The sequence below is a fragment of the Sphingobacterium siyangense genome, assembly GCF_007830445.1.
Taxonomy (GTDB): Bacteria; Bacteroidota; Bacteroidia; order Sphingobacteriales; family Sphingobacteriaceae; genus Sphingobacterium; species Sphingobacterium siyangense.
Map to the genome: position 1 here is coordinate 1 of NZ_VLKR01000037.1, position 22557 is coordinate 22557.

A 22557-nucleotide genomic window follows, 5' to 3' on the forward strand; every position below is an offset into this window, starting at 1 on the left:
AAGGCGGAAGTAATAAAAAATCTTTTGTCTTCGAATAAGTTTTCGATATCGGAGATAGCCGAATTAGCGGACGTCACTGTAGAGTTTGTAAAGCAGATCGAGGCAGAGAAGGCTAAAGGAAAATAAAACAGATTACAATATAAGATTTTAAGGTCACTTGGATACTGTCTAAGTGGCCTTTTTCTTTTTTATAGGTTAAGTTGGTCTTAGACAATACCATTTTGAATAAGCTCTCATTTAAATAAAATAATTGTGAAGCAGGGAATACGAACTCAACTTTTTTATAAAAAGATCAAACGAAGGCGAACTAACCATTGTTATAAGAGTACTTTCATAAATTAGGTTAATAACAGGTAGTAAAAACCTTGAGATCCCCTCCTCAAGGTTTTTTTATTTTTTTCAAACGAGTAAGACATTACAATTGTTTCTTATACGAAAAATGAGAAGATTGCTTTTGCTGGCTTGATTTGCACTTGTTAGGCCAGCATTTTTTTGAAACCGACTATCCCATTATTGGGATCATAACTATATATATCAGGGCTGGTTTATTCCGGCCTTTTTTGTGCCGACACAATCAGTATCATAGGGCTTTTGAGTTCGTCTGCCATTCAGGCAACATGGTTAACCATCTCCATGTTAGGCTGTGGTCCAGTAACTAAGTTGATCGCAAAGTTATGGGCCAGCAGGGTTGTAAGGTATGTGGTAAGTGTCCTATGTTATTTTATTACATTGTTTTGTAAAAAGTGTGTTTCCCGCCTTGCTTCTCCAAAGTAATGGTCTACGGGCCAGTACAACTTGTTTGCGGCTGCATCGTAGATTCAGTCTTGGTCGGGTCTAGTAGTGAATATCGGATACTCAACAGAAAACACAAAACTGCCGCCCGGCTTTAGCCAACGGTTGATATGTATGCGGAGCAGATCAAAGTCTTTGATGTAATGGAATATAAGGGAACAGATGACGCATGATTCCGCGTATGCCTAGTTCTCCAAAATATTTTAATTTGAATTAATTCTTTTTTTATTAAAAAACTATTCAAATAAAATTGTTGTTTTGTTATAAACTTTAAATTTCTATAGCATATTACAACCTTATGCAGAATCAAAGGTACCCTAAAAACGATAACAGTGACCACCTCATCATGGATAATGATTATAAGTTAGTCGCTGACATGATTAAGAAAGATCTTTTTGGAGTGCTCCTTAAAGCGAAATTGATTTGTAATACGGAAATGGCGGTGTTGACTTTATTCGACAACAGTCAAAATTTTGTGCGGACCTATTTTCATGATGTCGATGGAAATATAAGTATCGATAAAGTATTTTTGGACTATGTATTTGATGACAACGGCACGCTAGAGTTTCCAGACCTTAGCAATGAACTTCCTTCGCAGCGCAATTCAGTGATTTTCCAGAATTTTGGAATACTGTATTATTATGAAGCACCACTCATCAATCACGAAGGAAAAATAGTTGGTTTTTTAAGCGTTATGGATAGTAGCTCAAACAAGCTTTCTGATAATCAACGGACTCTTCTTTCATTATTGTGCACAGAAGTTCTTGGCTTACTTCAAGAGAAAAACCAGCACCTCCAGTTAACTAGTAAATTGGAATATGCGAAATCTACACTAGACATGACCAGTCAGGTGGCCAGAGTGGGGAGCTGGGAGTATGATTTAGTTGATGATTATATCGATTGGTCTGAAATGACGAAGATTATTCATGGGGTTCCAAAGGATTATCGTCCAACTATTAAAACAGCAATTGAGTTTTACAAAGATCCTCAACATAGGATTAAAATTGTTCAGGCTATCAATAGTGCAATCGCTACAGGAGCTTCATGGGATCTTGAATTAGAAATTGATACCTATCAGGGTACAAGCTTGTGGGTTAGAGCACTAGGGAAAGCAACTTTTGAAAAAGGGAAGTGCGTTCGACTATATGGCACTTTTCAGGATATCGATAAACGTAAACGTTCTGAGGCGGAATCGATTCGTTCTAAGAAAATGCTCGAAGATGTGTTGAATGCCACTACTGCAGTCGCTATCATTGCAACTGACGCAGAAGGGTTGATAACCCTTTTCAACCGGGGCGCAGAAAATTTATTAGGGTATAAAGGTGATGAAGTGATCGGTAAAATTACGCCGACATTATTTCATAGCAGTAGGGAAGTTAAAGATCGAGCGAAGGAACTTGAAAGTAAATTTGGGTATCCGATTAGTGAATTTAGGGTGTTTGTCGAGATGGCAGAGCGCTACGGATCCGAGCAAAGAGAATGGACTTATATAAAAAAAGATTTTACGCGACTTTACGTATCTCTAGCAGTCACTGCAATGCGCGATATTTCTGGTCAGATTATAGGTTATCTTGGCATTGCCACAGACATCACGAAGATTGTTCTTCAAAGAGAAGAATTAGAGAAAGCTAAAAAGCTTGCTGACCAGGGTAGCGTGGCGAAGTCAGAGTTTCTCGCTAATATGAGTCATGAAATTCGTACACCTCTTAACGGAATTATAGGTTTTACGGATTTGATGAGTCGAACAAAACTAGACGATACACAAAAAGAATATGTTTCTATTGTCGATCAGTCTGCTAATCTTCTTTTGAGCATCATAAACGATATACTTGATTTTTCTAAAATTGAAGCCGGCAAATTGGAGCTTTCGATTGAAAAAAATGATTTGTATGAGATGTTTGCTCAGGTTACAAGTTTGATTGACTTTCAGTGGAAGGCCAAGAAATTGGATTTTCGGGTAAATTTATCAGAATCGCTACCGCATTATGTTTGGGTTGACTCACTTCGACTCAAACAGGTGATCATGAATCTTTTAAGTAATGCAATAAAATTTACGGACAAGGGAAGTGTTGCACTACATGTCGATGTACTATCCTCGGACGAAAACTCCACCACGCTGCGCTTCAGTGTAACGGACAGCGGAATAGGTATTAAACCAGATAAACAGCAAAAAATATTTGAAGCATTTTCTCAAGAAGATGCTTCAATAAGCAAGAGATTTGGCGGAACAGGGCTTGGACTTAGTATTTCAAATCAATTGCTAAAAATGATGGATAGTAAACTAAAATTGGAAAGCGAATATGGGAAAGGGAGCCAATTTTATTTTGAAATTACATTAAGGTCGCAAAAGGGGGATGTGTATGAATGGAAACTTTTAGAATCCTTAAAGGTTATGATAGTTGCCCGACAAGATGCCGATCGAGCTAATATTGCATTGATGTTGTATTTGAAGAAAGTTAATGTCTCGTTGGCCGATAACGGATTTGAAGTTCTTCAAATGTTGTCCAAAGGTGAGCGGTATGATGCGATTATTATTGATAATGATCTACCTATAATGAACGGTATCGATACGATAAAAAAAATTAGGGAAAAGTCACTCTACAAAGGAGTTGGACAGCCCGTAGTTTTAATGTTATCCGTCCTTGAGACCAACCCAGCCCGTATTGCTGAAAGCAGCCATATTATTCATTGTATTAATAAACCAGTTAAAGTAGATCAACTGTATTCAACATTAGTTGCTGCATTACAGCAGGATGAAGAAACGATCAAATATGCCGAAAAAGAAACGGCCTTTTTGGAAAGAAAATACAAGATTTTAATTATTGAAGACAACAAATTTAATATGTTGCTTACTAGAACCATTGTACAGAATGTTCTTCCCAATGTGGAAATCATAGAGGCGGTCGATGGGGTAATGGGATTTGAATTGTTCAAGGAGAATAGGCCTGATTTGGTCTTCATGGATATACAGATGCCTGAAATGAATGGTTATGAGTTAACTGGATTGATTAGAAGAAATGAAGAGGGGAGGATACATACGCCAATTATAGCATTGACAGCCAGTAATATTAAGGACGAAAAGGAAAGGTGCATTTCGTGTGGAATGGATGATTTTGCTGTGAAGCCTTTTGTTAAAGAAACATTGCTGGAGCTTTTGAAAAAATGGTTGATAAATGACAGCAATAACTAGGTATGAAAGACTTGTATATGATTTAGTCAATAATGGCTATTCGGGTTAACGAGGTTTAAACTTGTCGCTAAGTCAAAGTTGATAATTCCTTTATTTTATAGCGCGCTATTGGCTAAATTTGATAGATTTCTTTAATGCATGAAAAACAAAAAGACACAGGCTTTAATTCCATGGCTCGATACCATTAGTCAATTTTTCGATACTTTTAGGATTGGCACAGCTGTGAATGATTTATTTAACGTCATGCGGATTGAAGACCAGGCAAAAGGCAAATTGCTTTTCATGCCGCTTTTCCGAGGTAATTTTTTTCGTATTTTAATCTGCAAGACACAGGGGCCCAGATTCCTGCTTCCTGACGAAACCATCTATACTTCAGCTAACAGTATTTACTTCGCATATCCCGGTAAAATGGAAAGCTGGCAGCGTGAGGAAACGATTTATGGCTATCTCATTTGTTTTACGTCCGAATTTGCTGGAATAGACCCTCTAAAACCCAAATTTGAAAAAGATTACCCATTTTTTATGCGTGGGGCCAATTCACTTCTGAGGCTTTCGCAGCAAGATATGGACAAGGTATCGCATACAGCCGAAACGCTGCTTCTTGAAATGAAATCGGGACAGGAGGATAATTTTGAAATGATGCAAACTTTATTAAAGGTATTGCTTATCCAAATCCGTCGTCTGTATTATAAAGATAAGGAGGTAAAAACTCCTTTTCAGTTAAAACAGGCCTCCCTGATGGTCAAGTTTAGAAAAGTGCTCGATGCTTATGCTATTGACGCCCCCGATATACGAAAAGAAGGAAGGCCAACGGTTCGAAAAATCGCAGATGAACTGAATCTCACAGCTAGCCATTTGAATTTTTTAGTAAAAAAATATACCGGGCGCACGGCGTTGTTTCATATTAATGAAAAGCTAGTGCTGGAAGCAAAAAGTCTTTTAACACACACCGATCTGCAGGTGTCAGAAATAGCTGATCTATTACAATTTAATGAAGCAAATTATTTTAACCGGTTTTTTAAAAAGATGACGGGTCTAACTCCTACAGCATACCGTCAAGACGCTTTGCAACTTATGAAAAGTCCACTTACTATTTAAATCGATAAAAAGTCCAATTATCGCCTCAATCCGTATAAGTCTTCTGCGGCGAACATTCTTGAAATTTGTATCATTTAACAAATAATAGAAATGTACAAATTAATTACAAATGACAGAACGGCCACAGACGTATCTATGTTCCCGGTTTATATTCTTTCTTTGGCAACTTTCATTGTTTTTTTTCAGGGATTCATGGTCGCGCCATTGCTTCCACTGCTATCCGAACAGTTTGGTACGACTACCCGGCATGTGAGTTTTATTGAACCATCTTACCTGCTCGGCTATGGATTGTTTACATTGGTATATGCGCCTCTAAGTGATCGCTTTGGCAGGTTCCGGATAATTACGCTGTGCCTAGTCATCTTTTCTGTATTGACATTACTGACCGCTTACGCCCATGGAATTAACCAGATGATTTTCCTTCGTTTGCTGACCGGCATCGGTGCCGCCGGTATTGCCCCCACAACCATTAGCTGGATCAGCGATCGGTACCCGTACGAAAAACGGGGGCACGCGCTTGGGATATTCTTTGGTAACATGGCAGGTGGCACAGCTTTCGGATCCAGCGCAGGCGCTTTGATCACATCGCTAGTCGGTTGGCAATGGCTTTTTATTGGCGTCGCGAGCATCGCGCTGCTTATTTTGTTGCTGATTGTCATGTATCAAAAGGACATATTTAAAGCAAATGAGATGATCCGTGGAGTTAAGGAGAACATTTTCCTCGTCTTCTGTAATATCCTGTCGAGCGGAAGAGCTAGGCATACCTATTTCTATGTTTTGTTTAACGGGATGTTCCATGGTGGTATTTTTGCCTGGCTGGCTTATTTTTTCTATAGAAACTATGGCCTCGACGAATTACAGATTGGGCTAGCCTTGTTGGGGTATGGTATTCCGGGCCTATTATTAGGTCCACTACTCGGAAAGCTTGCGGACCACTATGGAAGACAGAGAATAATACCTTTAGGTTTATTTTTGGGGGCACTTACCGTATTGCTGCTCAGCCAAAATCTAAATCTTGCAGCATCCTGTGTTTTAGTGGCTTTACTTTCACTCGGATTTGACCTCTCGCATCCTTTGTTTGCTGCTATTGTCACCACATTCAGTGCGCAAAAAGGAGCGGCGACAGGACTTTTTGCATTCTTTCTTTTCTCGGGTTATGGCCTTGGGAGCCTTTTACTGAGCCTGATTATCAATATCGGTCTGGAAAGCGCATTCCAGGTGTTCGGCGGGTGCCTTTTACTGGCAGCGATTTGCGCGATATTTGTTTTTAGGAAAGAGAAGTAGTTACTTAAATGCTGATCTCTGTAGTTCGTCATAGCATTGAATATATCTTATTTCATCGTTTAAAACAACTTGTTCCCCTGAGTGGTTTTATGAATGAATTTATTGCCAAAGGAGATTATGAAAGCTTCTTAGCTTATTGTACTGCAGAGACGAAATGGGTTTTTATAGGTGAGCGTATTCTCCATGGGAAAGAAGAAGTTCGCGCTTATTTGAAAGAGTTCTATCAGGAACCGCCGGTTTTTGATGTGGAAAAATCTATTGAGGAAGGTGATTTTGTTATGGTGACCGGAGAAATTCGGTTGAGAAATAAGGACGGAAAATATGATCATTTCGATTATTGCGACATTTGGCGATTCGAAGATGGAAAAATGGCAGAGCTTAAAGCATTTGTCATTGAAAAACAAGGATTGCCGCTACCCTCATCCGAATAGGCTTAGTGTTTGATCTATTTCATATTTGATTATATAATAATCCTTAATTTTGATTGGAGGTATGGGACTTTTAACCGGATGTGCCGTAATAAATTTTGAGGGGAAGGTTATGGCTTATAAACGGATTAAAACAATGGAAAATGAATTAAAATACCAGGCAATAAAACCTGACAAGTCGTTAGCGGATTTTGTTGAAAGCTTTTGGCTTTTACAAAACCAATCGGATTGTAATAGAGAAGTTGTAGTATTGCCAGACGGAAGAGTTGATCTATTTTTCACGCAATCTGCAACAGAGTCTTTCCACGTGACGCTTTTGGGTATCCAAACTCAGCCGGGGAAGGCTATCATTGCGCCTTTGCGACAGACTTACGCCATCAGTTTTAACCCGCTTGCAGTCCAATCTGTTTTTCAGACCAACATCGTCAACTTGGTGGATAGGGCAACTCTCTTGCCTCCCAATTTTTGGAACTTTAGTGCCAACGACCTGAATAACTTTGATTCGTTCTGCGCGAAAGCGACAAATAAAATACAGTCGCTTTTGCCGCTTGAAGTTGACAACAGGAAACGGACACTGTTCGACCTCATTTATGCATCAAACGGGGCGATTACAATTAAAGAACTTGCCGCGCAATCGTTTTGGAGTCGGCAACAAATCAACCGTTATTTCGATCAGCAGTTTGGACTTACGGCAAAAGCATATTGCAATATTATCCGCTTCCGTGCTTCCTTTCAGCATATCAAAGAAGGCAAATTGTTTCCACAACAAAACTTTGCCGATCAATCCCATTTTATTAAAGAAGTCAAGAAACTTGCTGGTGTTTCACCAAAAGAACTGTTGAAGAACCAAAATGAGCGTTTTATACAATTTTCAACGCTCAGGCCCACGTAATTTTGTTCAGTCAAAAAAAATAAATTTTACTGGATATGAAATTACAAGACAAGAAAGTTGCAGTTGTTGGCGGTGGTCCTGGCGGACTCACATTAGCCAAACTCTTACAATTAAAAGGAGTAAATGTAACCGTATATGAACGTGATAGCAATAAAGAAGTTCGCCAGCAGGGAGCCACACTGGATCTGCACGAAGAAAGTGGTTTGGAAGCTCTTCGAAGAGCAAATTTGATGAACGAATTTAAAGCTAGTTTTCGACCCGACGCGGGACGTTTAAGGGTGTTGGACGAGCAGGCCATTATCAAAATGGATGAGCACGAGCTTCAAGATAAGGATCAGGAAGATCGCCCTGAAATTGATCGTGCCCCTTTGCGTGATATTTTAATAAACGCATTGCATGAAGATACCATTGTTTGGGACAGTCAGTTTATTTCAATGGTAAAACAGGATCATGGCTGGCTGCTGCATTTCAAAAACGGAAAATCTTTTTACGCTGACCTTGTCATTGCAGCCGACGGTGCAAACTCAAAAATTCGCCCTTACCTAACCGATATTAAGCCGATTTATTCTGGCGTTACAATTGTTGAAGGAAATATCTACGAGGCCGAAAAAAACACACCGAAACTTTGGGAAATAACAAAAGGCGGAAAAGTCTTTGCGCTTGGAAACGGACAATCCATTATTTTAAGTGCAAAAGGAGAGGGCAGTTTATCGTTTTATACTGGTTGTAAAGTTCCCGAAAATTGGACGCAGGAAAGTGGCATTGACTTTAATAACAAGCAACAGGTTTTTGATTGGTTTAAAGTCGCGTTCTCCTACTGGAGCGAAAAATGGCATGAACTTTTTGCAAGTAATGAAATGTGGTTTATGCCGCGACCACAATACCACTTTCCGTTAGACCAGACTTGGACAACATTATCAAACTTGACCATGCTTGGTGACGCAGCTCATCGTATGCCGCCATATGCCGGTGAGGGCGTAAACCAGGCGATGCAGGATGCTTTTGAATTGGCCGAGAATCTGACATGCGACCATTTTCCGGATATTCAGACTGCAATTTCAAATTACGAAAAACAAATGCAGGCAAGGGCGGCAGCAGTAACAAAAGATACGTTGCAAAACACTGAAATATTGCACGCTGAAGACGGACTTGATAATTTGCTAGCGATGTTTACCGAGCGGAGGTAAATATCGCTTTTTACGTGATTGAATCCGATTAACACTAAATTATATGATTTAATAGCTATATGGAAAGTGACCAGCATCATTTTTTAATATTGCTGAAATCATGATCTAATAATTTGCATAAGCCTAACTTTAGGAGTAAAACCATTAAATATATTTATGATGAAAATTACAAAACCTAAAGGCCAAGCCAAGCAACCTTCACTCGTACCTAAAGGAGATGGCTTTTGGTCTAATGATAAATCGTCCGAGCATCAGGACACACTGTTACCTACAGTCAATATTATTGAAAAAAAAAGTGTTTACAAAATTAAGGTACTGGCACCAGGATTTAGAAAAAAGGATTTTAACATAACAGTACAGGCAGGCGATTTAGTTATTACTGCAGAACATCGTATAGAAAAAAAAGAAGAGAATGAAAATTATCTGAGAAAAGAATTTTCTACAAGCTCTTTTACACGCAGCTTTAACCTACCGGACAATATTGCTTTGAATCAGATAAAGGCCAATTATAAAGACGGGCTACTTCATATTGCTATCAAAAAAACGCATTACAAAAATAAGAAGTGAAGGTACCTTTAAACCTAAAAAGATGGAAACCATTTATTTAAAATCTCTAGGCGGCGCCGGAACAGTCACAGGCTCCAAACATCTACTTCAAACTCCCGAACTCACGATATTGGTTGATTGTGGTTTGTTTCAGGGTATTAAAATATTGCGTGAGCAAAATTGGGGACCTTTAGATGTCCCTGTAGAAGACATTGATGTAGTGCTTCTTACGCATGCTCATCTGGATCATTGCGGTTATATACCTCTGCTCATAAAAAATGGGTTTAAAGGTAAGATTTATATGACGGAGCCTACAGCTGAACTCACAAAATTGATCCTGCTCGATAGTGCCAAATTACAGGAAGAGGACGCAAGAAAAGCGAATTACCACTTTTATTCCAAACATCATCCCGCAAAGCCACTTTACACGCGAGACGATTCCGAACGATCTTTTCAGCATTTTTATACTGTCCAGGAAAACACCGCGATCAACTTGAGCGATCACATTCAATGTGAGTTTAAACCCTGCGGCCATATCATCGGTGCCTGTTCAGTAGCCATCACATGCTTTGATAAAACAATTATCTTTTCGGGAGATATCGGAAGGAACAAAAGTGAGGTTTTACCTATTAACGATTTTTTTAACAAAGCCGATTATCTAATTATGGAGTCAACTTATGGAGACCGATTGCATGATAATACAAATGTGAATGATAGCCTTCAGCATTGGATAAACCTTACAGTTGAAAATCATGGGAATATTACCATTCCAAGTTTCGCCGTGGGCAGAGCACAGGAGCTTCTTTATATGATTTATCACCTAAAGAAACAGAAAAAAATCCCCCACGATCTACCAGTTATATTGGATAGCCCAATGGCTGCTTCTGCGACAACCATCATGGTCGATTATGCTGAATATACTGCTGTGGACAAAATTGAATGGGCTTCGATTGTCTCTGGTGTTGAAATTAACAGAGATTATATAAATACGCAGGAAATTATTCGTGATCAAAGAAGTAAAATCATTATTGCAGGTAGTGGAATGGTGACTGGCGGTCGCGTTCTTGAATATTTGAAACACGATCTAGGAAACAGCCGGAATACGATACTTATTGTAGGCTTTCAGGCAGAGGGCACGCGTGGAAGGGCACTGTTAAATCATTCGCACGAGTTGAAAATCCACGGCTCGTATTATCCTGTAAGGGCTAATATTGTAGAATTAACGGGATTATCAGCACACGCTGATCAGTCCGAGCTAATGGAATGGATTGGGAAATATAAAATACCGCCAAAGCAAATCATGCTCGTACATGGCGAACCTCCAGCCTTGGAGGCACTACGGGTAAAGATCCAGACAGATTTGAACCTCCCAGTTAAAATATTAATCAAAGATGAGCGGGTTGAAATTATATAGTACAGATTTCCTTTACATCGGTTGATGTATCCCAAGGTATTGATAGGATCAAGTTTTATGGAAAGGTATCTGATTTTTTTCGGTTTAGCTTTAGTGGCAGAAATATTGGGGACGGTCTCCGGCTTTGGTTCATCCATCTTATTTGTTCCTATCGCCTCACTGTTCTTTAATTTTAAAACAGTATTGGGTATTACCGCTGTATTTCATGTTTTTAGCAACTTGTCAAAAATTGCATTATTCAGAAAGGGAATCCGTTTGGATATTGCCATCAAGCTGGGCATTCCTGCCGTTATATTTGTCATATTGGGAGCTATCATCACCAAGTATTTACCCGTTCAACAGATCGAGTTGGGGATGAATATCATTTTAATCTTCCTAGCTTTATTTTTAATATTTAAGTCAGACAGGCCGTTAAAACCATCAAATTCGAACCTCTACCTCGGTGGCGTCACTTCTGGATTCATAGCCGGGATCGCGGGTACAGGCGGAGCGATTCGGGGAATTACCTTAGCAGCTTTTCAATTGCCAAAAGATGTTTTTATCGCTACTTCCGCCTTGATTGATCTAGGTGTTGATCTAAGCCGAGCAGTTGTATATATAAACAATGGATATTTTACCAGCAAACACCTAGTTTACATTCCATTTTTGATTGGCATAAGCATTTTAGGAAGTTATCTTGGGAAACTGATATTACAAAAAACATCAGAAAGAACATTTCGGTATATTATATTGATCGTCATATTGATAACTGCCGCATTTCAGCTTTATAAATACATCTATAGTGGTAAATCATAAAAAGAAAAGCCATTGCTGACTTTACTTTTCTGAATGGTAACATTAAAAAAGGGCGTCCATTAAGACACCCTCATTTTGGAATTAAGATGTTAGCCTAACGGTTATTTAAATCTAAGATTTAGCGAAATAATATCCGACTTCATCCCCACTGACTTGCTGTAATGTCCGTACCGCAGTTCCAGCATATCCAATTTACGGATACCGAAAAGTCCATTGGGGAGATTCAAACGGACGCCGGCACCATAGAAATTGCTGCTGAATTGAGATAGATCATAGTTACTGGTGTAGTAATCGTCCAATCCGCTGTGTTGCTGATATGCCGCAAAATATTTGGCAGCAGTCTGGCGGTAATACCGATAAAAAGGACTTAGCGAAACAAATGGCGAAAGCTTTATCGGCATTTCTATACTTGCCGTGTTGGACTTTATTCCCCAGTCATCTCTGTAATAACGATAATAGGCACGCATGATGAACTGGTCGCCGAAGAAATAATTTGCCCGCATACCTAATGGTATTTTAAATCGTTTATCGGGTAGGGCTTCCTGATGCACTGTACCATCAATAAAGTAGACCCTATGGAAGGGCAAACTCAAAAAACCTGATTGCTGGACGGCATCAGCCAAAAATTCCACCTGAAAATTGCTGTTGATAATCTGTGAATAGCTCAGTGAAAGCGCATAGGTATTTCTGCCGCTTGAGCCATAGTTCTCATGTTCGCTTCCACCTGAACCAAGGTTGGTGTTGGATCGTAACTCGATAGGGGTGACCAGCTTTACTTGGTCGAGGTAGGTTTGGAATCGTGCTGTAAATTCGCCCATTCTGTTTTTGGTTTTCTGCGCAAAACCAATATTGGCACCATAGGATTGATAGTCGAATTCAGAGGAAAGGGATATTCCGCCCATCAGTGTCGATCCTTTTTTTTCATTTTCCCGAGACCAGGAAATTGAAGGGTAGATTCGATTGTCGGCATGTGAAGCAGAGGAATTGGCTTTGAGATCGATCATATCAGATGATGCCGAAGTGTAATGGTCCAGTCCGATATTGAAAGTGAATTTATTTTTCCGGTCTTTCTTGTCATATTTTAAGAGAACCACCTCGATATTATTGGAGATATCTGTTAGTCTTTCTGAACCGATACCGCCTGTTACTGCCGAATTGTTACCGTCCTGATGATAATAACTTGAGACAAGATTTGCCTCTTCGAAAGTAAGCTTCCTCGATTTTTCCGTGGGTTTGCTTTCCTGTGCTTTTGCGTGCAGCAGGCCCAAAAGGGCCGCAACACTAAGAAATACTTTTTTCATGTAATAACGTATTAAAAAACAGGTGTCATTTTAATTGCAACCACAGCCGCCGCCAACCTTTCCGGCGTTTGCGCCAGAAGAACCTTCTCTGTAAGACTGAAAGCTGAGTTCAGTCTTTTCGACATGGCGGTTGCCCAATCTCATTTCAGCATCGTTGAGTTTATTTTTTTCGTATTCCTTTACCGTACTGCAGGACGAGGCTATTACCAATAGTAAGATCATAGCGAGGCTCCAGTATATTTTATTGCTTTTGTTTTTCATTTGAAGTTGATTTTATGGGATGAATAAATATGGTTTTCATCATCAATGATGATACATTCAACCTGTTGAATCTGATTGATGAGCTCAATGCCATTTTGGACGCCCATGATGCTGACCGGTGTCGCAAGAGCATCTGCTATCTCAGCATTCGGGCAGATGATCGTAACGCTCTTTATTCCACTTATGGGCATTCCTGTTTTTGGGTTGATGGTATGAGAGTACTTTTTACCATCGATCATGACGAATTTTTCATAGTTGCCCGATGTTGCTATAGCAGTATCCGTGATGTTCATATAGGAAAAGGGAAGGACTGCCCGTTCCGGATTGGCAATTCCGATGGTCCATGGTTTTCCATTAGCCTGATTTCCCCAGACGGTAAGGTCGCCAGAGGCATTTACCACACCCGAATCTACGCCCCGCTGCTGCAATAATCTTTTCCCCATTTCTGCCGCATATCCTTTCCCGATACCGCCAAAACCGATACGCATGCCTTGCTTTGTTAAAAATACAGTACCTGCCTCATCATCGAGTACTATATTGTTGTAGTTCACTAAATTCAGATTGCGTTCAACAGTTTCTGCGTCAGGAAGACATAGCATACTGCGATCAAAATTCCAAAGGCCCTTATCAATGCTCCCGTAGGAAATATCAAAATAACCATCGGTCAGGCGGCTAATTCGTAAGCTCCTTTCGATAATTTCGTAGATTTCCCGGTCAACTTTGACAGGACGGATGCCCGCATGACGGTTGATCAGGTTGGTTTGACTGTCTTCATTGAAAGTGGTCAGTAATCGCTCTATCCGTTGTATTTCCGCGATAGCCGCATCGATATGGGCATTGGCTTTCACCTCATTGTCATCAACCACCGTTAGCTCAAAATGATTGCCCATGAGTTTAAGTCCACGTCGATATTCTTTTTTCATGGCCGTGTTATTTGGTTGTAAACTGTTCTGATCTCATCACAAAAATTGGCGGGGTCTTCAGGAGGTAAGCCGGCCCAACTCTTTAAAATTTTCCCATTGGCATCCAGTAACAACGTATAAGGAAATATGCCCGTAGAATTATACTGATCTGCAAGATTCGCATTCTCTTTTTTTTGTTCTACCGGCAGTTGATTTTTTTTGCTTCTTGGAAAGTCGGCATTAAGAAAAACAATGATCTGATCGTTTATGAGCTGTTTGAATTGCTCACTATCAATGATGTTTTTATGCAACTTTATACAGGGAATGCACCAGTCCGAACCGGAAAAATTGAGCAGTATAAGTTTATGTTGCGTTATCGCCTGCTGCTTTGCGACATTCAGTCGATTCTGCGCATGAATGGTATAACACAAGAGTGTTAATACCAACGTGTTTAATAATGTTTTCATAACGATTTTATTTAATCTTCCCCGCTGTTTTTTAATTGCATTAATAGGGTATAGGCATTTTTACTAACTATTTTTTTACCTGCGAAATCTCGGACATTCAAAACCTTTGCTAGGCCTTTTTGGCGCTCCTCAACGGATATTGCTGTCAGACGATAATTTCTGTTTCCTTCCGAGACGAATACATAACTTTTTCCTTCAAAGTCTACGATACATTCTTCCGGCAGAGCCTGTCCCAAGCTCGTTGTCGTTTGGATTTCAGCATTCATATATACCCCAGGTACCAGATTCGGATCATATTTATCCAAATGGCAATGGACATCTGTCATACCTGTGGGATCGACATCCTTGCCGATCAAATGGATTTTACCCGAGTACTTTTTATTGGGATTAGCATTGGAGTAAGCTAATAGCGTTTGTCCTGGATGCAGCTGTTCAAGGTCTTTTTCATAGACTTTCAAATTTAGATGGATGTCCGTTGGGTTGATCAATTCAAAGAGGACATCAGAAGGATTTACATATTTTCCGATATTGACATTGACTTTACTTACATAGCCATCGATCGTGCTGTATACGGGCGCGCTTTTACGGATATTTCCTGGGGTAACAGTACTAGGTTGAATACGAATAAGTTCTAACTGTCTGGCAATTGCATTCATTGTTATCTGCTGACTGTTCATTTCAGCCTGTGCTTGCTGCATTACTTTATCACTGCTTGCCTGACTCTGGTTGAGTTCTTTTTGACGTCTGTAGTCGAGCTGGGCAAATTGTAGTTTCGACTGGGCGGCAAGATAGTCTTGCTGCAGTTGGATAAACTGTGGATTTTCGACGATGGCAATAATATCACCTTTTGATACTTTCATGCCTGGCAGCAGGCTGGTACTCTTTAGGTATCCCCCCAAAGGAATACTTACAGACACCATATTCTGAGGCGGTACATCAATTTTTCCATTCAGTTTTAATATGCTGGCTATCGGCTGGTCCGAAAGCGTTACTGTCTCTATTTGGGCATTTTGCAGTTGTGCTTCCGTTAAGGAAACAAGAGTTTCGTCTTTCGGCTTTGCAGATGACAGTGAAGCTTCGCCTTTATTGTCCTGGCAAGAGATGCCAGTTGTTGCCAACATAAGAACGATATATTGGACTATCATATTTTTCGTTTTCATTTCTATTGATTTATCATGATGTAATGAAGCTGAATGGCATTTTCATTGAGCTGCCACAATGCATCTGTATAGCTACTTTTCAACGCGATAGCCTGGTTTATTAAAGTGACAAATTCGAGATAGTCAATGGCTCCATTGGAAAATTGCTTCTGCGCTGTTTCAAAAACTATTGCTGCATTTTTGAGTCCCTCGGATTCATATTGATCGACAATAGCAAGACTGGTCTGATAGCGTTGCGCGAATTCTTGGGCCCGTCTTTCAAGCGCAGATTGTGCATTTTGAAGCTCATCGCTTGCAATGGTTTCTGCCAGACGTGCAGTTTCGATCCGAGCACGCTGTCCGCTGGAAAATAACGGTATGGAGAGCCCTAACTGCACCGAATGAAATCTTGGACTCGCGTCGTAGATTCTGTTATCAGGCCCCGCGCCTTTAAAACTATTCAGATTGTAGCCTAGCAGCAATTGGGGAAGTAGTCGGGATTTTTCCATTGCAGTTGTGTGCGCTGCGACTATCTTTTCTTGTTGAAGCACTTTGAGTAAAGGGTGATCGGCCATCGATGACTGAACGAAAATAGCCTTTTCCACAATGGTAGGGATGTAGGCTTCTGATGTATTTAGCAACCATTGGAATTGCAGTTGAAGGACATTTATTTCATCAGCTACCTGTCTCAATTGGATTGTGATTGCGGCCTTTTGATTTGCCGCAGTTGAGCTTTCCAACGCATTGCTTTCTCCTGCCTTTTTACGGAGGATGGTCTTGTCAAAGAAGCTGCTATAAAGGTATAATGCCTCGCTCAAAAGTTTTTCCTTTTGCTGCCAATATAGTATGTTATAGTAGGTAAGGCTGACGGCCTTTTTCAGCTCAAACTCTTTAAGCGTGACATTCAGCTTGCTTTTTTTCCACTCTTCGGTATAGCGCAGACGTTGTCTTCTGTAGACAGTAGGAAAACCAAAACGTTGACTGATACTAACCTTAGTATCCTGATAAGCGCTATTGATCTGCCCGTAATCTAGGCCGATATCCGTCTGCGGAATATCAGCAGTGGATGTCCCTATTAGAGCCTTGGCATAAGCCACACGCAGTTTTTCAATTTTTATGTTTCGGTTGTTTTGGAGCGCGAGTTCAATGGATTGATCCAAAGTAATCTTTGTCTGTGCTGTCAAATTTTTTGTTGCAAAAACAGCAAGAGCAATCAAAAGAGGCACAATATGCTTTCCTTTTAATTTATGAGGTTTAAATCCGCGCTCCATGGTTACGTAAAGGAGCGGAAGCACAAATAAGGTCAATAGCGTCGCGATAAGCAGACCACCGATGACCACAGTTGCTAAAGGGCGCTGTACTTCAGCCCCAGCTCCATTGCTCAGCGCCATTGGGATAAATCCCAGTGAGGCCACCGATGCGGTCATCAAAACGGGGCGCAACCGATTTTCACCACCATCGACAACAATACGCACAATATTACGAATGCCACTTTTTTGAAGCCGGTTAAATTCAGAAATCAATACGATACCATTGAGCACAGCGACACCAAATAGCGCTATAAATCCAACCCCGGCACTAATACTAAAAGGCATTCCACGCAGCGCCAATAAGAACACTCCACCGATAATCGATAATGGTATGGCCGTATAGATCAATAAACTTTCCCTAACGGATTTAAATGCAAGGAATAAGAGTATGAAAATTAGCGCTAACGCAATAGGCACTGCAATCAACAGGCGCTGCTTGGCGTTGTTGAGGTTTTCAAAAGAACCGCCATATTTAATGGAGTATCCTGTTGGAAGTTTGATTTCCTTATCAATCCTAGCTTGTAGGTCATGAACGATACTTTCTACATCCCGACCGTTGATATTAAATCCGACGACAATCCGCCGTTGCGCATTTTCCCGTTGGATCTGATTAGGTCCTTGTACAATTTCTACACGGGCCAATTGGGACAGTGGAATTTGGTTTCCCATGGAATTAGGAATCAAAAGGTTACGGATGTCAGCAATATTATTTCGGTCTCTGGCAGCAAGCCGTACAACCATGTCGAAGCGTTTCTCACCCTCGAATACCAAGCCTGTTCGCTGCCCGGCAAAAGCCGCATTGATGGTTCTGTTTATTTCATCAATCGAGAGATGATGCTGTGCAATGCTAGGGCGATTATAAGATATGACAACTTGCGGAAGCCCGGCAATCGGTTCGATGTAGAGATTTTGGGTTCCCTGGACCTGTTCGATTATTTTACCTATTTTTTGAGCATGTAAGGTCAGGGAATCCAGGTTATCTCCAAATATTTTGAGGACAACGTCTTGACGTGCTCCTGTCATCAGCTCGTTGAACCGCATTTGTACAGGGTACTGAAAACCGGCCGTAATGCCGGGGACATCGGCTAATGCTGCGCTCATTTTTGTAGCAAGTTCAGGAAAGGTATGCGCCGAAGTCCATTGCTTTTTATCTTTTAAAATAACCATCATATCCGAGGCCTCCATCGGCATAGGATCGGTCGGCACCTCGCCACTACCAATTTTGGTGACTACTTTTTCTACCTCCGGAAATCTGCTCTTTAAGATATGGGCAGCTTTCTGTGTGCTTTCAATGGTCGTAGTCAGGTTACTTCCTGGGAGGACACGGGTATCTACTGCAAAATCGCCTTCCTCCAGTGAAGGAATAAATTCACCACCTAGCTGGCTGAGTATCAGTACAGCTCCTATAAAAAGTAAAATAACCAGTGTAAAAATTGTCTTTGGAATCCGCAGTACTTTGAGCAGTGTGTGCAGGTAAAACTTTTCCAGTCTTTTCATCAGCTTATCCGAAGGCGAGGGTTTGTTACTTTTTGAACGAAGTACAAATGAACTCATCATCGGTATATAGGTGAGCGATAGAAGGAATGCACCCAATAGCGCAAAAGCAACAGTTTCTGCCATAGGTTTGAACATTTTGCCCTCGATTCCTTGTAGCGTTAAGATTGGAAGGTAAACGATCAGAATAATGATCTGTCCAAAGACAGCGCTGTTCATCATGCGACCGGCTGATGCAGTTACCAAATCGTCCATTTCAGAAGCAGGTACTTTGAGTAGGGCTTTGAATCGTTGCTGTTGCATAAGCTGATGCATGACGGATTCAACAATAATGACTGCACCATCAATGATTAATCCAAAATCGAGTGCACCAAGACTCATCAGATTACCACTCACCCCAAAAAGGTTCATCATACAGATCGCAAAAAGCATGGCCAGAGGAATGACTGAGGCCACGAGCAATCCGGCCCGTACATTCCCCAAAAAGAGAACTAGTACAAATACCACAATGAGTGCGCCTTCCAAAAGATTTGTCTGCACTGTGCTGATCGCATTATTGACCATTTTGGTACGGTCTAGAAAGGGCTCGATGATGACTCCTTTGGGCAGGGTTTTTCTGATTTCCTCTACCTTGGCCTTGACGTCTGCAATCACTTGGCTACTGTTGCCTCCTTTAAGCATCATGACGACGGCTCCAGCCACCTCTCCATTGTCATTGTAGGTCATGGCACCATATCGCGTTGCAAAACCCGGACGTACATCGGCTACATCCCGAATGAAAATCGGTAAGTCATTTTGCTTTCCTGTAATTGCTATATTCTGAATGTCTTCAATCGTGCCAACCAATCCTTCACTTCGGATGTAGAGGACTGTGGGGCCTTTTTCGATGTAAGCGCCACCCGTATTCTGATTGTTGGTATTGAGGGCATCAAAGACGTCGTTAATGGTAATCCCATAAGCATTTAGCCTGTCGGGGTTTACAGCGATCTCATATTGTTTGAGTTTTCCGCCAAAACTGCTGACCTCAGCCACCCCCTTAACACCCAGCAGCTGCCTTCTGACAATCCAGTCCTGAATAGTACGGAGCTCAGTGACATTATATGTACCCTCGTATCCTTGTTGCGGGCGAACGACATATTGATATATTTCGCCAAGACCTGTAGAAATAGGACCTAATTGTGGAGAACCTATACCTGTCGGGATTTCCTGTTGTACCTGTTGCAGACGCTCAGCTACCTGTTGCCGGGCCCAATAGATATCGATATTGTCATCAAAAACAATGGTTACCAAGGATAGTCCAAATCGCGAAAAGCTACGGATTTCCTGTAATCCAGCGATATTACTGTTAGCCTGTTCGATCGGAAAGGTCACGAGCCTTTCAATATCTGTTGCTCCAAAGGATGGAGCTATTGTAATGACCTGCACTTGATTATTGGTAATATCGGGTACGGCATCAATAGGCAATTTCGTCACCTGATAAGCACCTACACCGATCAAAGCCAACATCAACAGCACGACAATGAGTTTGTTCTTTACAGAGAACTCAATAATTTTCGTAAGCATATCAATTTGATTCTGTTAAATCGTAAGTTTTGACAAAGACACGAGTGACCAATAATATATTGACATTGAAAAATGCTTCCGTATTCCTATACAGAAATTGTAGGCACTTTCTGTCAAGAAAGCTGCTTCACTGCGGACGTCTTTATCCTAAAAATAAAAGGAGGAATGTATTAACAGAATTTTGGCGGCTGCCAGATGGAATTAAGGAAAGTATCGTCTATAAACTGATCGTTCCGTATGGGGGTAGTATTAATTTTCCTTGGTATGGAGCTGTTGTGAATTTCTACTTCTACAGTTGGCGGGCAGACAAAAATAGCATAGTATGAAGCCGTATGCATCATGAATGGGAGTTTCTGATCCTCGTCATAGTCGTCATCATGTGGATGGTTTTCCAGGTGATCTCCATTATAGTGAATCTTTAGAAATTCGATGACAGATAACTGCGGATTTTTTGTTTTATGCTCAAAATAATGCTCTATCAACAACGGAAATCGCAGCAACTGAACAACTTCAGTAGCCGAGGCGATATAGATCGTCAAAAAGCATATAGCAAACCATTTTTTCATCCTAAACAAAGTTATTAAAAAAAATGAGCGTTGTATAGTCAAATATTTTTTTTGGCGGATTTTTTTTTGGTCTCCATTTCAAAAAACAGTTGATATTCTCTGTTTTTCACGACTCTCGTCTTTTCGTTGATGTTCAATTATCTTGGCGATCATTCCATTTTGTGCTATGTCAGCCCTTTGGCGCAGAAGATGGCGGATTTTCAGGATTAAAGCGTAATTTCATCGATCAAATACGTTTAACATGACATTTTTATACCAAGGGCAGGTTACTCAGGGCAACTCGAAGAATTTAAGAAAGATGGACAATTAATTTCAGATCCGAATAAAATCGTTCCTGCAGAAATGGGAGAACTGGATATAAAGTCTATAAAAGTGTCGGTAGGCCGACTCGTATAAACCGAGAGGAGAAAACAGGTTTTATGTCAGTTTATTTTCCTTTATGAATTGGATGAAGAGAACAAAAATGTTCCAAAATTATTGGGCTTGGAAAATTGCCTGATATTTACCCCAAAAAAAACTTTTCGTTCAGCATGGAGGAATGGATCAGCAAGTTCCTAATGGTCGATACCCCGGATTGGCAAGAAGCTAACTTCGTGTTGACGGGTAACGCCAAATCGGCTCAGCTGCTTAGAAAAGTCATTAAACAAAAAACCAATGGCATGTTTTTTTACACGGCTACTGGTTAGCGGGTAAAAAAGGATTATAGGCCGATGCGGTTAAACTATACGTATTTATTTGTATTTTTAATTCTGTAGATGGCATAAGTGCTTGTAAGCTAATTTGTAAACCGTAATGCCAAGTGTGTAGCTGAATAAGGAAACATCCAATAACGAAACAAGAAGGCACAAAATATGAAGTATATCTTTTATTTATTTTTCTTAATCTCGATCAACGCAAAAGCACAGGATATTGAGGTTTTATTAATCGGTGTTTCCCATGATTATAGTAAATATCCTACCCAGGATTTTTCCAGCATCCATCATAAAATTAGAAAATTTAAGCCTGACGCCTTTTTTGGCGAGTTCCTGAGTAGCGAAGACGAGCGGTTGCTGATGGATTATTGGTGCAAACAACCGAATATAAACCGGCTAAACAAACTTAAGAGCAATCGACCTATAAAAGAGGTATTACTGCAGCATACTATTGACAGCTTGAAGAAACGATCCAATCAGCAACCCAATGATTATCGTGTAAAAGTCGATTTAGCGCATGCCTATTATCTTGATCAAGATGTGGCAAATGGGCATTATCAATTTTGGCAAGTTTATAATTTCCTGCGGCATCAACCTAATGCTGAAATAGAACATGATATCGAAAAATTGCTTAGCCCTGGGGCAGATACCACTGGACGAAGTATGAGAAGGCTAAAAACTTCTGAGTATGCCTATATCGCCTTCCCGATGATGCAGGAGCTAGGCATCGAGGAACTGATGGCTATGGATTGCCAGGACTATGATCTGAATTGGCAAGCATCGTGGGGAGCATTTGACGCGAAATTTGTCTTGTTCAGGAAAGATATGGCCGATTCCTCTAAAAATCAGTTAAAATCAGCCTTGATAGCTATTAACAAGGGTTTTGAGAAATATGCTCATGTCGAAGAGTCTTCAAATAGGGTAACGGAATGGTTGAATACGGATGAGGCCGCGGAGATTTCCGCCTCGGGAGATTTTTACTTGCCTGTTCTATATAATATGAATGGATTTCCCAAAGAAGAAATGCTGTCAAAAATACATTGGTGGATTATGAGAAATGAGGGCATGTGCCATAATGTTGTCAACAGGGCTAAGGTAGTAGGGGCGAAAAGAGTTGTAGTCCTAGCTGGGGCCAATCATCGAAAGTACATGCAGGACATTTTCAAGACGATGCCTGCTGTAAAAGTGAGCAACATCAATGAAGTTGACTAGTAGAAAAAAGAATAGGCTGGTATA

General features: G+C 40.6%; 17 protein-coding genes. 10 read left to right on the forward strand and 7 right to left on the reverse strand.

Features of this window, described 5'->3' with window-relative positions:
- The first annotated feature begins 1138 nt into the window (after positions 1-1138).
- From IQ31_RS23115 to IQ31_RS23155, 9 genes are all read left to right on the forward strand, one after another.
- Positions 1139-3982 (forward strand): PAS domain-containing hybrid sensor histidine kinase/response regulator, encoded by a 2844-nt coding sequence (locus tag IQ31_RS23115; RefSeq protein ID WP_158638960.1) that lies wholly within the window; start codon positions 1139-1141, stop codon positions 3980-3982.
- Between the two features lie 138 nt (positions 3983-4120).
- Positions 4121-5080, forward strand: a complete 960-nt coding sequence (locus IQ31_RS23120) for a helix-turn-helix domain-containing protein (RefSeq protein WP_145330374.1) — start codon at positions 4121-4123, stop codon at positions 5078-5080.
- 90 nt (positions 5081-5170) lie between these two features.
- Positions 5171-6364, forward strand: coding sequence for an MFS transporter (locus IQ31_RS23125; RefSeq protein ID WP_075992199.1), 1194 nt, complete (start codon positions 5171-5173; stop codon positions 6362-6364).
- An 8-nt stretch (positions 6365-6372) separates the two neighbouring features.
- Complete coding sequence (locus IQ31_RS23130; RefSeq protein ID WP_244294566.1) at positions 6373-6795, forward strand: nuclear transport factor 2 family protein; 423 nt, start codon at positions 6373-6375, stop codon at positions 6793-6795.
- A gap of 133 nt (positions 6796-6928) precedes the next feature.
- A complete protein-coding gene (locus tag IQ31_RS23135; protein WP_145330376.1) occupies positions 6929-7684 on the forward strand; it encodes a helix-turn-helix domain-containing protein in 756 nt (251 codons plus the stop codon).
- A gap of 35 nt (positions 7685-7719) precedes the next feature.
- Positions 7720-8871, forward strand: a complete 1152-nt coding sequence (locus IQ31_RS23140) for an FAD-dependent oxidoreductase (protein WP_145330378.1) — start codon at positions 7720-7722, stop codon at positions 8869-8871.
- 156 nt (positions 8872-9027) lie between these two features.
- Positions 9028-9438, forward strand: coding sequence for an Hsp20/alpha crystallin family protein (locus tag IQ31_RS23145; RefSeq protein ID WP_145330380.1), 411 nt, complete (start codon positions 9028-9030; stop codon positions 9436-9438).
- Between the two features lie 22 nt (positions 9439-9460).
- Complete coding sequence (locus IQ31_RS23150) at positions 9461-10831, forward strand: MBL fold metallo-hydrolase RNA specificity domain-containing protein (RefSeq protein ID WP_145330382.1); 1371 nt, start codon at positions 9461-9463, stop codon at positions 10829-10831.
- Between the two features lie 57 nt (positions 10832-10888).
- The gene (locus tag IQ31_RS23155) at positions 10889-11626 is read left to right on the forward strand and encodes a sulfite exporter TauE/SafE family protein (protein ID WP_120333891.1); all 738 of its coding nucleotides are present in this window, start codon (positions 10889-10891) and stop codon (positions 11624-11626) included.
- Positions 11627-11727: 101 nt separating this feature from the next.
- On the opposite strand, the gene IQ31_RS23160 is transcribed toward IQ31_RS23155, so the two are convergent.
- From IQ31_RS23160 to IQ31_RS23190, 7 genes are all read right to left on the reverse strand, one after another.
- Complete coding sequence (locus IQ31_RS23160) at positions 11728-12927, reverse strand: DUF3570 domain-containing protein (RefSeq protein WP_088161248.1); 1200 nt, start codon at positions 12925-12927, stop codon at positions 11728-11730.
- Positions 12928-12957: 30 nt separating this feature from the next.
- Positions 12958-13188: a DUF4266 domain-containing protein gene (locus tag IQ31_RS23165; RefSeq protein ID WP_198386094.1), complete on the reverse strand. Its 231-nt coding sequence runs from the start codon at positions 13186-13188 to the stop codon at positions 12958-12960.
- Positions 13185-14111: an FAD:protein FMN transferase gene (locus tag IQ31_RS23170; protein ID WP_120333856.1), complete on the reverse strand. Its 927-nt coding sequence runs from the start codon at positions 14109-14111 to the stop codon at positions 13185-13187. The genes IQ31_RS23165 and IQ31_RS23170 overlap by 4 nt, the downstream gene beginning before the upstream one ends.
- Positions 14108-14557 carry a thioredoxin family protein gene (locus IQ31_RS23175; protein WP_088161250.1) on the reverse strand — a complete coding sequence of 150 codons (450 nt, stop codon included), beginning with the start codon at positions 14555-14557 and terminating at the stop codon, positions 14108-14110. The genes IQ31_RS23170 and IQ31_RS23175 overlap by 4 nt, the downstream gene beginning before the upstream one ends.
- Positions 14558-14568: 11 nt before the next feature.
- Positions 14569-15717, reverse strand: a complete 1149-nt coding sequence (locus IQ31_RS23180) for an efflux RND transporter periplasmic adaptor subunit (protein WP_145330384.1) — start codon at positions 15715-15717, stop codon at positions 14569-14571.
- Between the two features lie 2 nt (positions 15718-15719).
- Positions 15720-20063: a CusA/CzcA family heavy metal efflux RND transporter gene (locus tag IQ31_RS23185; protein ID WP_145330386.1), complete on the reverse strand. Its 4344-nt coding sequence runs from the start codon at positions 20061-20063 to the stop codon at positions 15720-15722.
- A 170-nt stretch (positions 20064-20233) separates the two neighbouring features.
- Positions 20234-20629 (reverse strand): hypothetical protein, encoded by a 396-nt coding sequence (locus IQ31_RS23190; protein ID WP_088161253.1) that lies wholly within the window; start codon positions 20627-20629, stop codon positions 20234-20236.
- An 851-nt stretch (positions 20630-21480) separates the two neighbouring features.
- Between IQ31_RS23190 and IQ31_RS23195 the strand changes: the two genes are divergently transcribed.
- Positions 21481-22533, forward strand: a complete 1053-nt coding sequence (locus IQ31_RS23195; protein WP_088161254.1) for a DUF5694 domain-containing protein — start codon at positions 21481-21483, stop codon at positions 22531-22533.
- Positions 22534-22557: the final 24 nt, after the last annotated feature.